Raw genomic sequence first — 17,709 nt, forward strand, 5'->3', positions numbered from 1 at the left:
TATTTACATAAGAAGTAAAAAACAGGAAAAATTATATGCGTAGCAACACAAGCATTGTTGACGACCAAGGTCTAATGAACAACTTTGCCATTGAGCCAAAGGTTTATGTAGATGAGCAAGGCGATCGCACCGGGTTTACTCCCTACGCCGAATTACTCAACGGTCGTTTAGCAATGATTGGTTTTGTCTCTCTTATAGCCTTAGAAGTATTCACAGGACATGGTATCTTCGGCCTTTTGGCAAGCCTGTAAAAATTAATCTTGACTTTAACATATAAAATATTATTAAGACGTTTATAGTAAACGTCTTTAATTTTATGGAGAGTTCGATGGTATTTTGACAGTAACGCACCAGCAAGAGCCGTTGTCAGATTAAATTATCAGGGTGAACTATGGTTTTAACTGCTTCCACAATGTTGCCATTAGGCACACAAGCACCAGATTTTCATCTACCAGAAGTGGTATCTGGAAAAACAATTTCCCTAAATACATTTGCTGATAAAAAAGCATTGTTAATCATGTTTATTTGTCAGCATTGCCCATTTGTCAAACATATTAAAACGGAATTAGCCCTGCTAGGAAAAGATTATTTCAACAGTGAGTTAGGTATCCTTGCTATCAGTGCCAATGATGCGGAAAAATACCCAGATGATGGGCCAGAGTCTTTGAAAGCAATGGCCAGAGAACTTGATTTGAAGTTTCCTTTGTGTTACGACCAGACCCAAGAAACTGCAAAAGCTTATACAGCAGCTTGTACACCTGATTTCTTCCTATTTGACTCAGAAGGTAAACTGGCTTATCGGGGACAACTAGATGATAGCCGTCCCAGTAATAATCAACCGGTGACAGGTGCAGATTTACGCAGTGCGATCGCCGCAGTGTTGGCCGGTCAACCCATTACCATAGAACAAAAGCCTAGTATTGGCTGCAATATTAAATGGAAACCCGGTAATGAACCCAGTTATTTTGGGTGATTGCGGTTGGGGATGAAAGCAATTCATCCCCGGTTCCCAGTCCCAAAAAAACCTTGGTTAGTGATGAATTTCCAGATTCAAGATGTAACTTCCCAATTGGACTTTTTCAGCCCATAATTCATATTCCAGATGCAAATACTCTGGTAAATAACTTCCCTTGAGTGAGAGGATTTTCGTAAAATTTCGTAACCGCATGGGGGTATGAGATTGCAAAGACTCTGTAGGTAACCAATAACGGCTCAGTCCATAAACGCCTTGTTCCCAGAAATGACGATAACTAACTTGATCATGACCTTGCATAGTCATAATTACGCGGTAGGGCGAAATCTCCAGCCACAAAATTCGCGGACTTCTGGGGGTTTGAGCTTGCTTGTGATTTCCGTGATAGATGTCTTGTGAACCTAAAGAACTGGCCACTTCACAGGTAATTAGGGGCGGTACTGTCAACAGTAAATGGAATTTATCAGTATCTTTTTGATACAGTGTACCGTCAGTCTCAACCACAGACCGGAGGGGCAGATCAGTGGAAATAAGTGATAAACATACGGGTTTGCGGTGATGGGTGAGCATGGGAGCGAAGGGAGCTAAACGCTATTGAATGAGAGAAAAATAACACTAATACTTTTAGCTGTGACAATCAGCAAGTAAAGGGTCAAACATCCTCAATACTAACTGAATTTGCTGATTGGGTAAGTGAAATAAGTTAACACAAAAATCCATATAAAAATCAAAAAATCTAAAATATTTTAGAAGGAACTACCTCTAGTTGGCTTCCCCTAAACTGGAGGTATAGCAGTAACCACAAGTGTTAGGACATTTCCCTGTTCCCTGTTCGGTGTGTTCCCTGTTCCCTTAAAACCACAATTATGATGTCCTAACGTGTATGCGTAGTGCTATAGTTCATACCAAGCCGTCAAAGCCACCGCCAAAGCATCAGCAGCATCATCTGGTCGGGGGATCTCATCTAAGTCCAATTCCCGCGCCACAGCATCTTGCACTTCAGACTTATCGGCATTACCATAACCCGTTAGGGCTTGTTTAATTTGGGCGGGAGTAAATTCCACATAGGTCAGCTGATGCTGTGCTAAAGCTAACAAAAGCACACCTCTAGCCTGTGCCACAAGAATTGTACTCGACATCCGATAGAAAAATAATTTTTCTACCGCTACCAAATCTGGCTGTAATTCCTGAATCACAGTGTGTAAATCGTCAAATAAGGTACATAGGCGCTGTCCCATCTCCATTTTAGCAGAGGTCTGGATGACCCCGAAATCTACCATTTTCACCGATGTATCGGTGATTTGAGCCGGATTCTGGGTGCAACTAATTAGCCCGAAGCCCAAAATTGCTAATCCCGGATCTAATCCTAAAATACGTTTTTCCATTAAATTCAATTTGAAAGTCACACTGGCAAGTTTGACCACTTGCTGCTAATCTAAAATCCTGAATCAAGTTGAAATTTCACATTTGATGTTAAGACCAAGTAGGGTAAGTTTCCTGTTAATCATTTATTTTGTAGCACTGGTCTGAATCAGGTATGTCAATTGGTTTTCTCAATCGGCTTCTTAAAGCCCTGCAAAAGCAGTCTACCTGCTTCACCTCTCACCGTCTCAACCAGTGGTTCAAGTGGTTATCCCCAGGACTAGCTATAAAACGTTGGTTACTTATCAGTCTGGGGGGTGTACTGTTGGCAATTTTGGGGTTAGCAATATCGGTGAAGCTAACCCCAATTTTTTGGGCCATAGAGTTGCTTAGGAGTTTTTTGGCAGTAATTGCTGAGGTTTTACCCCACTATATTAGTGGACCGTTGGTGTTACTGGCTGGTTTACTGTTGCTGCTTTGGGGTCAAACTCGGACTGTAGGCTCAATTACTCAGGTGCTACGACCAGATAGCGAAGAGGAATTAATTGACGTTCTGATGGCACATCGCCGATTATACCGCGGTCCAAAAATTGTCGTGATTGGTGGTGGTACAGGACTTTCTACTTTGTTACGGGGATTGAAAACCTACAGCGCCAATATTAGCGCTATTGTAACTGTAGCTGATGATGGTGGGTCTTCGGGGCGGTTACGTCAGGAATTTGGTGTTTTACCACCGGGGGATATTCGTAATTGTGTAGCAGCACTGGCAAATGAAGAAAAGTTATTAACAGAATTATTTCAATATCGTTTTAAGGCTGGGGATGGGTTGATAGGCCATAGTTTTGGCAATTTGTTTTTAACTGCTATGACTGATATTACTGGGGATTTAGAACAGGCGGTAGCAGCCAGTTCTAAGGTGCTAGCTGTACAAGGACAAGTGTTACCGGCTACTCTAAGTGATGTTAGTCTCTGGGCAGAATTAGAGGATGGTCGTCGCATTGAGGGAGAATCTAGTATTCCTGAAGCCGGGGGTAAAATTGTCAAAATTGGCTGTATCCCCCCAAAACCGCCGGCTTTGCCCGCAGCAATTAAGGCCATTAAGGAGGCTGACTATATTATTATTGGCCCTGGTAGTTTGTATACTAGTATCATTCCGAATTTACTTATACCAGAAATCGCCGATGCGATCGCCAAATCTACAGCCCCTCGCATCTACATTTGCAATATCATGACTCAACCGGGAGAAACCCAGGGATATACTGTTGGTGACCATATTCAAGCTATTGATGCAGTCTGCGGAAACAGACAACTGTTTGATGCGGTTTTAGTACACAAAAAATCTCCCTCTGCGACATCACTCATACGTTATGCTCAACAAAATTCCCATCCAGTATTCTTGGATAGAGAAAATGTCACCCTATTAGGGCGGCGAATTGTTCTAGCTAATGTCTTATATGAAGATGAAACAGGTTACGTGCGTCACAATCCCCAGAAACTAGCACGAGTGTTATTACGGTGGTACAGTGGAAATCATCATGGCAAGTGAATTCAAAATGGAACCAGAAAAAATATCCCATTTTGACCCGTCTGGGAATATTGTACTTACAGATGCACAGGCAACTGTCAGCTTAGGCATCACACTTGGTCAAAACCTCACTCCTGGGACTGTAATTTTATTAGAAGGTGATTTAGGCAGTGGTAAGACTACCCTAGTGCAGGGAATTGGTCAAGGTTTAGGCATCACTGAATCAATTGTTAGTCCTACTTTTACCCTGATTAATGAGTATACCCAAGGGCGTATCCCTCTATACCATTTAGATTTATATCGCCTAGAACCCGCTGAGGTTGTGGCTTTGAACCTAGAAACCTATTGGGAAGGTGTGGAGGTGATACCGGGAATTGTGGCCATTGAATGGCCAGAACGAATGTGCTACAAGCCAGATAGTTATCTGAGGGTGTTATTGACCTATGGGGAAGACGGGACTCGTCAAGCCCAAATTACTAGGCTCTAGATATGGTTTACCTGTAGGCTAAAAGAGCGATCGCCATTGCTTCCCTCGCCCTAGGTATCAGGTTACCTAAAAAATGGATGAACTCAAACTAAAGTAGCAATTCTCTAGATTACCAAGATTATATTGCCAATCTTGGGTAGTATTGCACATAAAACTAAAGGAGGGGGAGAAGAAAATATTGTGAAAACATCCTCTAAGAGACCACCAGAGCAAAGATGAAGACCTCACAGAACAGCATTGACATCTCCCCACCCATTTATAACGGGGACCGGTGAACTTCAATAGAAATTCAGTTGTCAAGGTGCAGCATTTTCCTTATAACCTTTCTTGTCCCCCATTCATACTAAATGCATGAAGATACCGCTATCTACCACTACCACGCTCATCAGCAAAACTTACAGTTATCATTGTTGTTTTCATGATTCCAAAATCAATTAAATATTCCTCAACATTTAAACCGGTGATAATTGACATCTAATAGCTGTTCACTGCGGTTAACTAGAGTTACCTATTCTCGCAGATGATATGGTACTAGATGAACGTCAACTAACTCAAACCATCCGATGAGATTGCTTTGATTAGCAATATCTGTGAACTTACCAGCAGTTTTTAGTAGTTACCCTGTTTTTTTATCTGCTGCTACTACTGTTATTCCTATTGCTTCATTGTTTTGACTGTCCCGGTAAATAGTGATTAAGTTTGTGTGATAAGATGCTGATTTATCTGGTTGTGCTTCGACTGACTACCTGCTGTTAAGCTAGTGATCAAAGTTACAGAAGAGAATCAAAAATAATCTAAAATATCAGAATTAAGTTTTCAGACGTTCAATTAAATGAATACAAAATTTTTATATGTATCAAACATAGTTTTGAAAAAAATGCCTGTTTACTTAACCCTAGTTATTGAATACGTGGTTTAAATCCAAAATCCGGATAGTTTCCACACAAAAACTCATATTTTAAATATATATCCTGAACTTATATTCCTCAGTGGTATTCCCCGGTGGGATTCGGGATTTACAGAGCAACAGTTACTGATAGTAGATGAATGAGATTAATTTATTTAAATGATTTTTATCAGAAGTTATACTTATAAATCTATGTAGGTGAAAATAGCTATAAACATCAGATTATATATTGACATATAGTATTTCCCATGATCGTGAGTTACAAAGTTTTTTAGTTTGAGGGAACAGGGAACACCGGAACAGGGAACAGAATATCAGGGGGTATTGTGGTTTCGACTTCGCTCAACCACCGAAATCAATAAGTTCCCGTAAGCGCAGTCGAAGGGAACAATATCAGGGGGTATTGTGGTTTCGACTTCGCTCAACCACCGAAATCAATTCACTAGATAAAGCTTAAAGCCCGTCCCCGTACTTGTGTATTTACCTTACCTTGGTCATAAACAATTTCACCACTGACGATAGTGGTTACAGGCCATCCTGTGAGGTTCCAGCCCTCAAAAGGACTCCAACCACACTTAGTTAACAGTTCCTCCCGGCGTACAGGATGATAGGTGTTTAAATCTACTAGAACTAAATCCGCATCGTAACCAGGAGCGATCGCCCCTTTATTGGGGATACCATAAGCCACCGCCACGGCGTGAGACATCCAATTAACCACTTGAGACACAGTACAGCGACCTTCCTGAGCCGCAGTTAACATCACTGGTAGAGAAGTTTCTACCCCCGGCATTCCAGAGGGGGTATTGGGGTATTCTTGAGCCTTTTCTGCCAAGGTGTGGGGGGCGTGGTCTGTAGCAATAAAATCAATCACACCGTCGCGCAGAGCCTGCCACAGTACCTCATTATCGTGGGGCGATCGCAAAGGTGGATTCATCTGGGCTAAAGTGCCAATTGTATCATAAGCACTAGTATTTAATACTAAATGCTGTGGTGTTACCTCTGCTGTCACCCAACTTGGTTTATCCTGACGCAGTAACTCAGCCTCCTCCGCCGTGGACATATGGAGGATATGCAGACGGCGTTGATATTTACGAGAAAGTTTTAAGGCTAATTGAGTGGCTAAAAGTGCCGCTTGATTATCTTGAATCTGAGAGTGAACCGCCGGATCATGAATACCAGCAAATTCCTGACGACGTTGGTTAATTCTCGCTTGGTCTTCCGCATGAACAGCGATTAGGCGATCGCCTCGAGCAAATATAGCATCTAAAGCTTCTTCTTGATCCATCAGTAACTGACCATGCATCGACCCCATAAAAACTTTAATTCCTGGGGTCGGCGTTGCCAAAAGTAAATCTGGGAGATTCTCAGGGGTAGCGCCAATAAAAAAGCCATAATTAACCACGCACTTACTGGCTGCACGTTGCAACTTATCATCTAAAGCTTGCTGAGTGGTAGTCAGCGGGCGGGTGTTAGGCATTTCCAAAAAGGAAGTCACACCACCTTTGGCGCAGGCACAACTGGCCGTAAACAAGTCTTCCTTATATTCTAGGCCTGGTTCCCGGAAATGCACCTGGGGGTCAATAACTCCCGGCAACAAAGTTAACCCTTGAGCGTCAATTTCTGTAGTTGGTGCGGTGGTGGAAATCTGGGGCGCAACTTCGACTATTTGGCGATCGCGCGTTAGCACATCCCCCACCATTGACTCACCATTGGGGAGAATAATATTAGCGCCGCGAATTAGTAAACTATATGGAGATGACATGAGGTTAATAGGATTTGAACAGATACTCGTGCTTTTAGGATGAACTTGATTGCCAGTTAATTTCCCTGATTGGGATGTATTTTTACATATCCTGACTACCTTTGGCATCCCAAAGCACAAAAACTTAATTTTTAATGGCTTCAAGCTTCTATGATCAATGATCACTTCGACTCAGAAAACAGAATTTACTCGTTAAGATTAAAGAATATATTCTCCGCCAACGAGTTAATTACTGTCCTCCTGCCAAATTTTCAGTAATTTCATGCAAAATCAAGTGTCTGATAACAACTCCGCTCAACAATCTGATAATTCGTGGTTTGCCGAACTAGCTAGAACAGTTGTATTAAGCATTGTGCTAGCTCTAGGCATTCGTACCTTTGTAGCCGAAGCTCGCTGGATTCCTTCTGGCTCTATGGAGCCTACACTCAATGGTACTCCCGACCAGTGGAAGGCAGACAAGATAATTGTCGATAAATTGAAATATAGGTTTTCTCGCCCACAGCGCGGAGATATTGTCGTCTTTTCTCCCACACAAACACTACAAAACGAACAATACAAAGACGCCTTTATTAAACGTATAGTAGCCCTACCAGGAGAAAAGGTACAACTTAAGGATGGGCAAGTGTACATTAATAATCAACCCCTGAAGGAACTTAGCTACCTATCCTCCGAGCAGCGCACGGAAATTGATGTTTGTACATCAGCCGCGCAGCAAGCATACTTAGCACAAACGCAAACCATACCCCCTGACTCATACCTAGTTTTAGGTGATAATCGCAACAGTAGCTATGACAGCCGCTGCTGGGGTGTTGTTCCCCGGGAGAATATTATCGGTCGTGCTGTACTCCGTTTTTGGCCGCTAAATAATATTGGGGGACTGAATTAGCCGCTATTGTATGCCTAGATTCAATTACAGTCAAACCCCCCGGATGGGGAATTGCGCTCAATTCCTGGCGTTCATTCTTGTTCAGCAGCAATGAATACCAGGAGGTATGAATTTATGCAAAAAATCAAATAGTCACAGCCAAATATCTATCTATAGAGGCTTGACAGACTATTCACACAATGAGACTCTAACTACTAAGAACTCAAGATTCACAAAATCAAGACTTTTTTATATATTCGAGACTACTATTTTTAGTTTGATAACAGCATAATAGAAATGTGACTGATTTGTTAGCCCCTTTACAATCCTTGAAAGCAGGAAACTGGTTCAAACTGATCTGCGGAGCCAGCTACCAACATTTGCCGGCCGTCAGAAGTTTAACATTAGCCTATACATTGGCGGGTGCTGACTGTATAGATGTGGCCGCTGACCCTGCTGTGATCGCAGCAGCCCAGAAAGGGTTACAAGCAGCCAAGAGTTTGGTCAAGGATGCACAACTGAGGGGTTATAGCTATCAGGGCAATGTACCTTTTTTGATGGTGAGCTTGAACGATGGGGAAGATCCCCATTTTCGTAAAGCCGAGTTTAACTCTAGTGAGTGTCCCCCAGATTGCTCTAGACCCTGTGAAACTATTTGCCCAGCACAAGCGATCATATTTAACAGTATAAGTGAATTTTCGGGGGTTGAAGCCCAAAAGTGTTACGGCTGTGGACGTTGCCTACCCATTTGCCCATATGATAAAATTTATACAAAGTCCTATATATCCAGTGGGACGGCGATCGCACCATTAGTGATTTCCCAGGTAGTAGATGCCTTAGAAATTCATACAAAAGTCGGAAATTTGGCAGAATTTAGGCAACTATGGCAAACAATTGCACCATGGGCTGACCAACTGCAATTAGTAGCCATTAGCTGCCCAGATGGGGAGGGAATAATTGACTACCTCCGAGAAATTACTGAGATAATCACACCCTTATCTGGTGCCTTAATTTGGCAGACAGACGGCCGCCCTATGAGTGGTGATATTGGGGATGGCACCACCTTAGCAACGGTGAAATTAGGGCAGAAAGTTTTGACAGCTAACTTACCGGGGTATGTCCAATTAGCAGGTGGCACTAATAGCTACACAGTTGCTAAGTTAAAAGCAATGGGGCTATTGAAATCTCTCAACAGTGCTCATGTTTCTGGCATCGCTTACGGTAGCTACGCCCGTGTGCTGCTGTCACCAGTGCTCGAACAGTTAGAGAATCAGGAGGTGAGTCAAACCAGTGTTAAGGCCAAACCGCGCCTGGAAGAAGAACCCGAATTACTCTGGCGAGCAGTCAAGCTTGCCCATTCCCTAGTTTCCCAGATCAAGTCATAGCAGGAGCTATAACTCCTCCTTCACTTTGGCCGCCTTCAGTGTAAACGTTATCTCTCAAAAGGTCACCATAGAAAGCATGACGATTAAAGAAGACCTTCAAAAGTTATTAGACATTTTACCCCAAGACCTGCAGAAAGTTCTAGAAAGTCATCCCCAACGAGATAATTTAGTAGAAGTGGTCTTGGATCTTGGGCGTTGTCCAGAGGCTCGCTTTCCCAATCAAGCTGAGTATCTGAGCGAAACACCGGTGACTCAAGCACAAATCGACGATTGTATTCAGCGCGTGGGAATTTTTAGCGGAGATAACCGAGCCGGAATTGAGCTAACTTTACACCGTATCAGTGCTATCCGTAACCGCAGTGGTAAAATTATTGGCTTGACCTGTCGTGTGGGTCGGGCAATATTCGGCACTATTGGCATGATCCGCGATTTAGTGGAAACTGGTAAATCAATTCTGATGCTGGGGCGACCAGGTGTGGGTAAAACCACGGCTTTAAGAGAAATTGCCCGGGTTTTGGCGGATGATTTACGTAAGCGAGTAGTAATTATTGACACATCCAACGAAATCGCCGGGGATGGTGACGTGCCGCACCCGGCTATTGGTAGGGCTAGACGGATGCAGGTAGCACAACCGGAACTACAGCATCAGGTGATGATTGAGGCTGTGGAAAACCATATGCCAGAAGTGATCGTTATTGATGAAATTGGTACGGAATTAGAAGCTTTAGCGGCTCGGACTATTGCGGAACGGGGTGTACAGTTAGTTGGTACTGCTCACGGTAATCAAATTGCCAACCTGATTAAAAACCCGACCCTTTCTGATTTAGTTGGCGGTATTCAGGCTGTGACTTTAGGGGATGACGAAGCTAGAAGGCGGGGTAGTCAAAAAACGGTTCTGGAGCGCAAAGCCCCACCGACTTTTGAAATTGCTGTGGAAATGTTAGAACGGCAGCGCTGGGTAATACATGAAAGTGTAGCTGATACTGTAGATACCCTCCTGAGAGGTCGTCAGCCTAGCCCACAAACTAGAACCGTAGATGACCAGGGGAAGGTTTCCATTACGCGGCAGTTATCCCTGGTTAAAGGTCTGGGTGGGGAGTTTCCCAGCACAGAGGAATCTTTGCCACCAGTGCGACCAACTAATGGCTGGCGTTCATCAGGACAAATGGTAGCACTACCTCCCCTGTCTTTAGAACGGGAGCGGGTAAGTGCACCTACTGAGTTTGACCGCTTGCTGGATGAGTCTTTTAACTATTCTGAGAGTTTTGATGTCAAGACCAGTAGATACACCGGCCCCAATGGTGAAGATTTACCACTACATATTTATCCCTATGGTGTCAGTCGTCACCAACTAGAACAGGTGATTGGTGTATTAAATCTGCCAGTGATTTTGACTAAAGACATTGACACATCTGATGCAGTTTTAGCACTGCGATCGCACGTGAAAAACCAGGCGAAACTCAGGCAAATGGCTAAAGCCCGCCATGTGCCAATTCACATGATTAAGGCTAGTACAATTCCCCAGATTACCCGTGGTTTGCGGCGGTTGCTGAACATGGAAGATCCGGAAATGACCGATGAGCTAGAACTACAACTGTTTTTACACAGTGGCACTGATGATGAGGTGGATGCCCTAGAAGAAGCTAGACTGGCTGTGGAGCAGATTGTCATTCCTAAAGGACAGCCTGTAGAGTTATTACCCCGTTCTTCTAAGGTACGGAAGATGCAGCATGAGTTGGTAGAACATTATCGACTCAAGTCTGATAGTTTTGGGGAAGAACCAAATCGGCGGTTACGGATTTATCCAGCTTAATTCAAAACTGGGGATGGGGAAAATTACCCTACTTTCCTCATCCCCTATTAACCCTCTTTTGTCACTCTAGGCAGAGGAAAAGTGGAAATACGGGATATTGCAGTTTTGAAAAATTGAAGGAGTTAGATTATTGACAAGCATTTGAAGTTGAAAACAACCGTCAGATAATTGTCGTTATTTGCCAATATCTAATTTCTGATTTTTTCCCAAATATTATCTCTCTAATATATCTATTTTCGTAACTTAAATCTGAGAATACACGCTTGAATCTTTGCCAATCAGAGTATTTTACTTCCGAGTCTGTAATTCCCCATTATCTGTGATTTGAGCGAATCGCTACCAGAAAATTAAGATTTAATTCATTGAGGACACTTACAAAATTTTTACCACTTTCACCATATAAACTATCTGCCAAGACAAGATTAAATCTAAACCCCTGTTATGCAATTATTAATAACGGAACATCATACAATTTAAACTTATGGTCTACCGTAATTATTGTTAGGCCTTCTACCAAAGCCTGAGCAATTAACATTCTATCAAAAGGATCTTTATGATGCATTGGCAAATCAGCAACCTTTATTGCATGTGCCAATTTCATCGCTAAAACCTCTAATCGACTAAAACGCAAAGCTTCCTCTAAATTATTAGGAGCTATTAACTTTCCTAAAGACTGTTTAATCGAAATTTCCCAAGCACTAATAGCACTAACAAAAATTATATTTTTAGGATTAATAATTACTTCTCGTACCTGAGTTGACAACTTAGAATCATTTTCTAAGAACCATAACAGGATATGAGTATCTAACAAAAAACTCATTAGTCTTCACCATAAAAAGCAGCAATCACCTCTTCCAAAGTATCATCAAAATCCTCAGAAATCTTAACTTGTCCTTGCCAAAAACCTGGAACTCTTGGTTCTAAGACTTCTTCACCATTGATCGCCATTGAGCCATGATTTAAACCCGCTTTTTCGACTGTAGAGTCTTCTGGCTCAAGAGGTAAAACTTTTGCCCAAGGAACGCCCTGACGAGTTAGAGTAATTTCCACATGATTTTGAATATCTGATAATAAATCAAGTAAATTTTCAGATAAGTAAGCAATATCAAAAGTTTTTTCTGACATTTTTATTTGTGTCCTACTCACTACAAGTATTATATAGCAATCCGGTTTGACAATCTCGTTTCTTAGCCTCTAGCTGGGAACACAATTCTCAGAGGATGTCTGAAAAGTAAGAAAGCCCACGTAACTGACTTTAGCTCGATAAAGTAGCTTTTCGCCTTGTACATAGCCTGTGTAACGTACTCTCACTGTTGCGCCTGGTTCTGCTGTCCCTTCGATTAATTCGTGCATTTGGGGATTATATGCTACCTCTGCTCCCACTGGGGCGATCGCCTCTATTCCCCACTCCTGTAACAGTCTTTCTAAGGGTTTCTGCACCAAAGGGACAATTTTAATTGCAGCTAGCTGGGGATTTTCCTCAGCTTTATAGGCTACTGTGGGCCATTGTAATAATAAAGATTCCAGTAGTTGTAAACTCGACTGCTGGAACTCCTGTATTAACATTTCTCGCTGTTGTTCTAATTGCTGTTGCGATCGCTGGTACTCTGTTTTTAATGCTTCTATCTCGGTTTGGCTCCGGGGTAGGTCATCCTGAGTAGTCACCGGTGAAAAAGTCTCTATTAATTCAGCCAATGAAATCTTCAGCACTTGGGATAACTTCAGCAGCACATCCACCCGCATTTGTGTTAATTTCCCTTGTCGCAGCCGTAATATTTGCCGTTCTGAAACCCCAGCATCACGACTTAAGGCTTTAAAACTAGGGATATTTACACGCTGCATCAAATTTTGCAGCTTTTGGGTGTGATTACTCATTGGTTAAGCTGTGACATATTTAACTTACATACCATGGGCGGGCAGGATGCCCACCCCACAAAAGTTTCATGTAAATATTTTTTAGGTTATTCTTCCAGTAAACTTCTCAACATCCAAGCGGTCTTCTCATGAACTTGCATCCGTTGAGTTAATAAGTCGGCGGTGGGTTCGTCGTTCACCTCTTCCAATACAGGAAAAATAGAGCGTGCAGTTCTGACTACCGCTTCTTGTCCTTCCACCAGCAAGCTAATCATTTCCTTAGCTTTAGGAACTCCCGCAGTTTCCGCAATTGAACTGAGTTTAGCATATTCGCTGTAGGTTCCCGGTGCTGGGTATCCCAAGGCTCTAATCCTTTCTGCGATTAAATCTACTGCTAAAGCCAGTTCTGTATACTGTGTCTCAAACATTAAATGTAAGGTTTGGAACATTGGACCTGTAACGTTCCAATGAAAGTTATGGGTTTTGAGATACAGTGTATAAGTGTCAGCTAATAAACGAGATAACCCCTCGGCAATTTTCGCTCTACTCGCGTCGTCAATACCGATATTGACATTTTTAGCTGTTGCTTGAGATGACATATTTTTTCTCCTGTTTACTTCTATCCGATTATGCTAAGTGCATCTTGAGTACCCTAGGTGTAGCTTTACGGACTCTCGCCTTGATTGTTGCTTTACCTAAGCGCTGACAAGCTTCATAACGGTGACAACCGGAAAAACCATAATACTGTCCGTCCACTTCTAGGACATCGATGGGTTCCTGTTGTCCGATCGCTGCAATAGACTCCATTAAGGCTTGGACTTTATCAGGGTCGTTGACACGGGGTAAAGGGCGTTTGATTTGATTTAAGGGGATTTCTTCAACTCTCATCATCCTTCTTTGCTCTCCTGTCTTAATCATAGTCGTTATGAGTTTGATTTTACAATTAAGTTGAGTAAAAAATTGTAAATGTATATTAAATAACTACTTACCGTAAAGTAGGCGATCGCCTTGACACCAGCAATATCCTTAAATTTTGGAGCTTCTGAAAATTTAGTTATAGCAGTTTATACCTAGATAAAATACAGATATTAATTGTATAACTATTGTGGGGTGGGCATCCTGCCCGCTCTACCGTACCCACTTAGATGAAGTCCGCTGTAAGTGCTTACTCACCTTCTGCATCTATTTCTTGTATATTGAAAATTGGTAACTCTGTCTCCACTTCTAAAGAGTTGGACTTTTCTAACTCTGTTGGTTGTGGAAACTCCGTAGCTGCAAATAATTCACTGTTAATTACTTCCGCAAATAAGGAAGATAAACTAGGATATAAATCTACAGTAGCATCTAAAACCCAGAGTAAATCAAGCAATTCACCATCAAATTGCCAAGTTTGAGGACGAATATCATCCAAAGGTGAGGACTTTTTCCCAGCACCGTCTCTCATCCTATAAGCTAACCAGGACTTGACAACTTCTAAACCTGAAACACTAAAATGATAAACTTCTGGGCGGACATTTTCAAATACACCTCTACCAACTTTTAATTCTTGTGTACCCACATCATAAGAAAATTCTGTGGGATAATCATTTACTGTATTGGGTATTCCTACTTGACAACGAACTTTACCAACAGGAATTTTACCTGGTTTTTTACCACTGGGAACAAACCTTTGACCATAGGTATGTAACCAAACTAAAGTGCGTCCTATTTCCACTACTTTGATAAATAAATCCCTATTTTTAGTAATGGGAATCCTTGGTCCAGGTGTTTCTAGTTCATGCCAAAATTCTTTGACATATTTGGGACTTGCTAGTATGGCATAACAATAAGCAAAAAAGTCTTCTGGGTGAATATTGTAATTGAGTATATTACTAATAACTTCTAAAACTCCAGTGGTAATATTAGGTTGATTAGCTTGCGAATTTCTCCAGAGAGCAATAATATGTTTAGCACCAAAAGAACCACGAAAATGATCTAAATCAGGAATTAAAGCAGTAACAACAGCAGCAGAACCTTCACCTAGAACATTAGTTAATAAACTTGTCATATAAACTTGCTGATCACTGTGAGAACGTCGTAAATTGGGTCTAGGGCGATCGCACAATCTATTATCTAATAAAGCCCACTGGCGATCAAAACTGCGATAAGCATAACGAATTGGTTCTACAGGTAAATCCTTAGATAATAAATTAGCAATGGGAGCTAATAAATTTCCTTTATCTTCTAAAGATGAATACTGTTTACTAATTTTTCTAGCATCTGTTTCTTTAAACAGTTTTTTCTGTATCCCTGGCGATTTACTAGCATTAATCAAATTTTCCCAACGTTTATGTAAAACTTCCTTATTTTCACCAATAGTCCATTTTCTTTTAAATTGAATACCATTTTCTTGCCAAGGAAATAAATCAGTTAACTTTGCCCAATTCCAATAATCTGTATCACTAACAGGTAAAAATAAATCAGTCCAATTCTTGGGACATTCACGCCATTGTAAATCTTTAAAAGAGTGAATATTATCTAAAACTGCTAGTTTTTCTTGAGTTGTACCATCAATTCTAGTAAAATGAACTTTAGCAGCAACTTCAGGTTGAGGTTGGTTGTAACAAACCCCAATAGCAATAGCCACAGGAGTTTGAATTGCAAACACATTATCTGTTTTTCTAGCCCCTAAATTATCACCTTCCAAATCAATAATCCACAGTTCATCAAACGTTTGACGCATCACCTTACGCATTCCCGCAAATCCAGGGCCACGCAAATAGGAAGAAGCTGTTATAAAACTGATAATTCCGGCTTGATTTTCTGTGTTAGCTTCAAATACTTTCCACAAAGCCCATCGCCAAAAATAAACATAGTCATTATATAAATTTTTAGCATGAACACCATAACCCATTTCTGTTAATGGTTCTAGAAAATCCTCTAAAATAGGACGTTTTTTAATTAATTGCCGATTTTCATCTACCTTTTGCTCATCATCTCCAAATCTGACCCATCCACCCTTTCTTTTTTGATTAATTAAATCATCTTCATCAATTGTTTGACGGTTATAAGGTGGATTTCCTAAGCAAACCATCACCGGTGTATTTTGTTTAATTTTTTGAGCGCGTTTATATTCTTGACCTAAAGATTTGTAAATTAAAGGTAAATTACCACTTAATTCAGCATAGGGAGATTCTAAAGTATCACTCAAATAAACATGAACACCATTTTCAGGTAAAGTACCACCTTCACTTAAAATTTGTTGAGTGAGACGTAAATGAGCAACAGCATAAGGGCCAACTAAGATTTCAAAAGCGTGAATATTTGCTGCTGCATTTGTAGCAGCAGAAACTCTCATTCCTTTTCCTCTTAAATTACTAATTTGATCCAGTCCATGTTTAATAGCTGTTAAAATATAAGTTCCTGTACCACAAGCAGGATCTAAAGTAATAACTTTATCATCTACAAAGGAAAATTCAGCATCAAAATGCTCTCCTAATAATTCAGCTACTAATCTTACTTGTGTTTTAATAACAGGAATAGGAGTATAATAAACTCCTCTTTCTTTTCTCATCTTTGGATCATATTGAGCCAAAAAATCCTCATAAAAATATAACCATGGGTCTTCAGAATCATTTTCATTTATTGCCGTAATATCAATAGCTGCAATTATTCTTTCCAATAGACTTACAGAAACTTCTATTTGTTCGCGTGCTCCTTCATCACCTAAGATTTTTAAAGCATCAGCTAGTAAATTATGACCAGTTCTAATAGTTTTAACAGCTTGTGGTAAAGATAGATCATCAGCACCGGAAAACCTCGCCAATAAAAGTGCATAGGTTAAGGTTTGAGCATAAGCATCTGCAAATTGTTGATTATCCGCATCAGGAAACAAATAATGTCGCCAATCTTTAGCTACTTGACTTAAATTAGATTCAGGATTCTCAAGAGCATTCAAAACATCTTTTCTTAATAACCGACAAATAGGAGCAAGCATTTCTGCTAAAGCTTTTGGCGTAGAAGGAACAATTGGATGCCAATTGAAAAAATCTCGCAATAATATTAGTAAATCATTAGCATTTTGAGAACTAATAGCTGATGCACCCTTGCAAGTAATATCTCCTGAAAATTTAATGATCTTTCCGACCTTTTCACCTGTGCGATACAGTCCCCAATTATTGCCATCTGTATAAATTAAATTGGGAAGATTTTTAAACTTTTCCCACTGTTGTTTATCATCTCCTTTCAATTTACTAGTATCTGCGCCCTTTCCTGGTGCTTTTAGTTCAATATGTCCAATTAAAAGACCATTAATTGTTATTCCCATATCTGGTCTTCCTGAAAGTAGCTTTTCTTGTACCTCAGTAACTACTACAATAGATAGATTCAGAATATTTGCTGCTGATTTTAACAAATTTTCTATAGGTGATTTCAGTTGATCTTCAGCACCAAAAGAGACAGAAGAAAGTGAGAATTTATTAGTTAATTCCTTTGCGTAAGCTTGAAGATTAGATAAAAATTGACTCTGATTATTTTTCGCCATATTCATAAATAAATAACAATTATTGATACATAATCTCTGTATCAAAACATTTCATATGTATTTTATAATGATTGGTGATACATAGAAAAATATACAAAAAAATTAATACTTATATTACTTTTTAATAAAAATAATTGTATAATATTTGTGCTTGTAAGTTTTACAGCCCCTGTCATCTGAGTTAGGTACACTAGGGCGGACAGGATGCCCACCCCACAACATATATGATATTGTGGATCAAAATTAGTCAGCCA

General features: G+C 40.7%; 16 protein-coding genes and 1 pseudogene. 7 read left to right on the forward strand and 10 right to left on the reverse strand.

Annotated elements, in window-relative coordinates; genetic code table 11:
• Positions 1-35: 35 nt before the first annotated feature.
• Together NWP21_RS07480 and NWP21_RS07485 are read left to right on the forward strand one after the other, a co-directional pair.
• Positions 36-251: a chlorophyll a/b-binding protein gene (locus tag NWP21_RS07480; RefSeq protein WP_271734349.1), complete on the forward strand. Its 216-nt coding sequence runs from the start codon at positions 36-38 to the stop codon at positions 249-251.
• A gap of 140 nt (positions 252-391) precedes the next feature.
• The gene (locus NWP21_RS07485; protein WP_271734351.1) at positions 392-973 is read left to right on the forward strand and encodes a thioredoxin family protein; all 582 of its coding nucleotides are present in this window, start codon (positions 392-394) and stop codon (positions 971-973) included.
• Positions 974-1,030: 57 nt separating this feature from the next.
• Here NWP21_RS07485 and NWP21_RS07490 read toward each other — a convergent pair whose 3' ends face one another.
• Both NWP21_RS07490 and ruvC read right to left on the reverse strand, forming a co-directional pair.
• A complete protein-coding gene (locus NWP21_RS07490; RefSeq protein WP_271734353.1) occupies positions 1,031-1,543 on the reverse strand; it encodes a hypothetical protein in 513 nt (170 codons plus the stop codon).
• Positions 1,544-1,866: 323 nt separating this feature from the next.
• Positions 1,867-2,358 carry a crossover junction endodeoxyribonuclease RuvC gene (ruvC, locus tag NWP21_RS07495; protein ID WP_280792199.1) on the reverse strand — a complete coding sequence of 164 codons (492 nt, stop codon included), beginning with the start codon at positions 2,356-2,358 and terminating at the stop codon, positions 1,867-1,869.
• A 152-nt stretch (positions 2,359-2,510) separates the two neighbouring features.
• Between ruvC and NWP21_RS07500 the strand changes: the two genes are divergently transcribed.
• A complete protein-coding gene (locus NWP21_RS07500; RefSeq protein WP_280792200.1) occupies positions 2,511-3,881 on the forward strand; it encodes a YvcK family protein in 1,371 nt (456 codons plus the stop codon).
• Between the two features lie 7 nt (positions 3,882-3,888).
• Positions 3,889-4,347, forward strand: coding sequence for a tRNA (adenosine(37)-N6)-threonylcarbamoyltransferase complex ATPase subunit type 1 TsaE (gene tsaE / locus NWP21_RS07505; protein ID WP_280792263.1), 459 nt, complete (start codon positions 3,889-3,891; stop codon positions 4,345-4,347).
• 1,349 nt (positions 4,348-5,696) lie between these two features.
• Here tsaE and NWP21_RS07510 read toward each other — a convergent pair.
• Positions 5,697-7,016 (reverse strand): dihydroorotase, encoded by a 1,320-nt coding sequence (locus tag NWP21_RS07510; RefSeq protein ID WP_280792201.1) that lies wholly within the window; start codon positions 7,014-7,016, stop codon positions 5,697-5,699.
• 262 nt (positions 7,017-7,278) lie between these two features.
• On the opposite strand from NWP21_RS07510, the gene lepB reads away from it, so the two are divergent.
• From lepB to NWP21_RS07525, 3 genes are all read left to right on the forward strand, one after another.
• Positions 7,279-7,902, forward strand: a complete 624-nt coding sequence (gene lepB, locus NWP21_RS07515; RefSeq protein ID WP_280792202.1) for a signal peptidase I — start codon at positions 7,279-7,281, stop codon at positions 7,900-7,902.
• A 278-nt stretch (positions 7,903-8,180) separates the two neighbouring features.
• Complete coding sequence (locus NWP21_RS07520; protein ID WP_280792203.1) at positions 8,181-9,266, forward strand: circadian clock protein LdpA; 1,086 nt, start codon at positions 8,181-8,183, stop codon at positions 9,264-9,266.
• A 76-nt stretch (positions 9,267-9,342) separates the two neighbouring features.
• Positions 9,343-11,079 (forward strand): R3H domain-containing nucleic acid-binding protein, encoded by a 1,737-nt coding sequence (locus NWP21_RS07525; RefSeq protein WP_280792205.1) that lies wholly within the window; start codon positions 9,343-9,345, stop codon positions 11,077-11,079.
• A gap of 169 nt (positions 11,080-11,248) precedes the next feature.
• On the opposite strand, the pseudogene NWP21_RS07530 reads toward NWP21_RS07525, so the two are convergent.
• The 7 genes and pseudogenes from NWP21_RS07530 to NWP21_RS07560 all read right to left on the reverse strand — a co-directional run.
• Positions 11,249-11,515, reverse strand: a pseudogene (locus NWP21_RS07530) (IS701 family transposase); the annotation flags it as partial.
• 3 nt (positions 11,516-11,518) lie between these two features.
• On the reverse strand, positions 11,519-11,899 hold the full coding sequence (locus NWP21_RS07535) for a type II toxin-antitoxin system VapC family toxin (RefSeq protein WP_271731055.1): 381 nt from the start codon (positions 11,897-11,899) through the stop codon (positions 11,519-11,521).
• Positions 11,899-12,204 carry a hypothetical protein gene (locus NWP21_RS07540; protein ID WP_280792206.1) on the reverse strand — a complete coding sequence of 102 codons (306 nt, stop codon included), beginning with the start codon at positions 12,202-12,204 and terminating at the stop codon, positions 11,899-11,901. The genes NWP21_RS07535 and NWP21_RS07540 overlap by 1 nt, the downstream gene beginning before the upstream one ends.
• Positions 12,205-12,273: 69 nt before the next feature.
• Entirely contained in the window at positions 12,274-12,954 is a 681-nt protein-coding gene (gene grpE, locus NWP21_RS07545; protein WP_280792207.1) for a nucleotide exchange factor GrpE, read from the reverse strand.
• Positions 12,955-13,040: 86 nt separating this feature from the next.
• The gene (locus NWP21_RS07550; RefSeq protein ID WP_271731062.1) at positions 13,041-13,532 is read right to left on the reverse strand and encodes a Dps family protein; all 492 of its coding nucleotides are present in this window, start codon (positions 13,530-13,532) and stop codon (positions 13,041-13,043) included.
• A gap of 28 nt (positions 13,533-13,560) precedes the next feature.
• Positions 13,561-13,824 carry a sulfiredoxin gene (locus NWP21_RS07555; RefSeq protein ID WP_271731064.1) on the reverse strand — a complete coding sequence of 88 codons (264 nt, stop codon included), beginning with the start codon at positions 13,822-13,824 and terminating at the stop codon, positions 13,561-13,563.
• A gap of 274 nt (positions 13,825-14,098) precedes the next feature.
• Positions 14,099-17,455 (reverse strand): type ISP restriction/modification enzyme, encoded by a 3,357-nt coding sequence (locus tag NWP21_RS07560; protein WP_280792208.1) that lies wholly within the window; start codon positions 17,453-17,455, stop codon positions 14,099-14,101.
• Positions 17,456-17,709: the final 254 nt, after the last annotated feature.

It is taken from the genome of Anabaenopsis sp. FSS-46 (assembly GCF_029891665.1).
GTDB classification, from domain to species: Bacteria; Cyanobacteriota; Cyanobacteriia; order Cyanobacteriales; family Nostocaceae; genus Anabaenopsis; species Anabaenopsis arnoldii.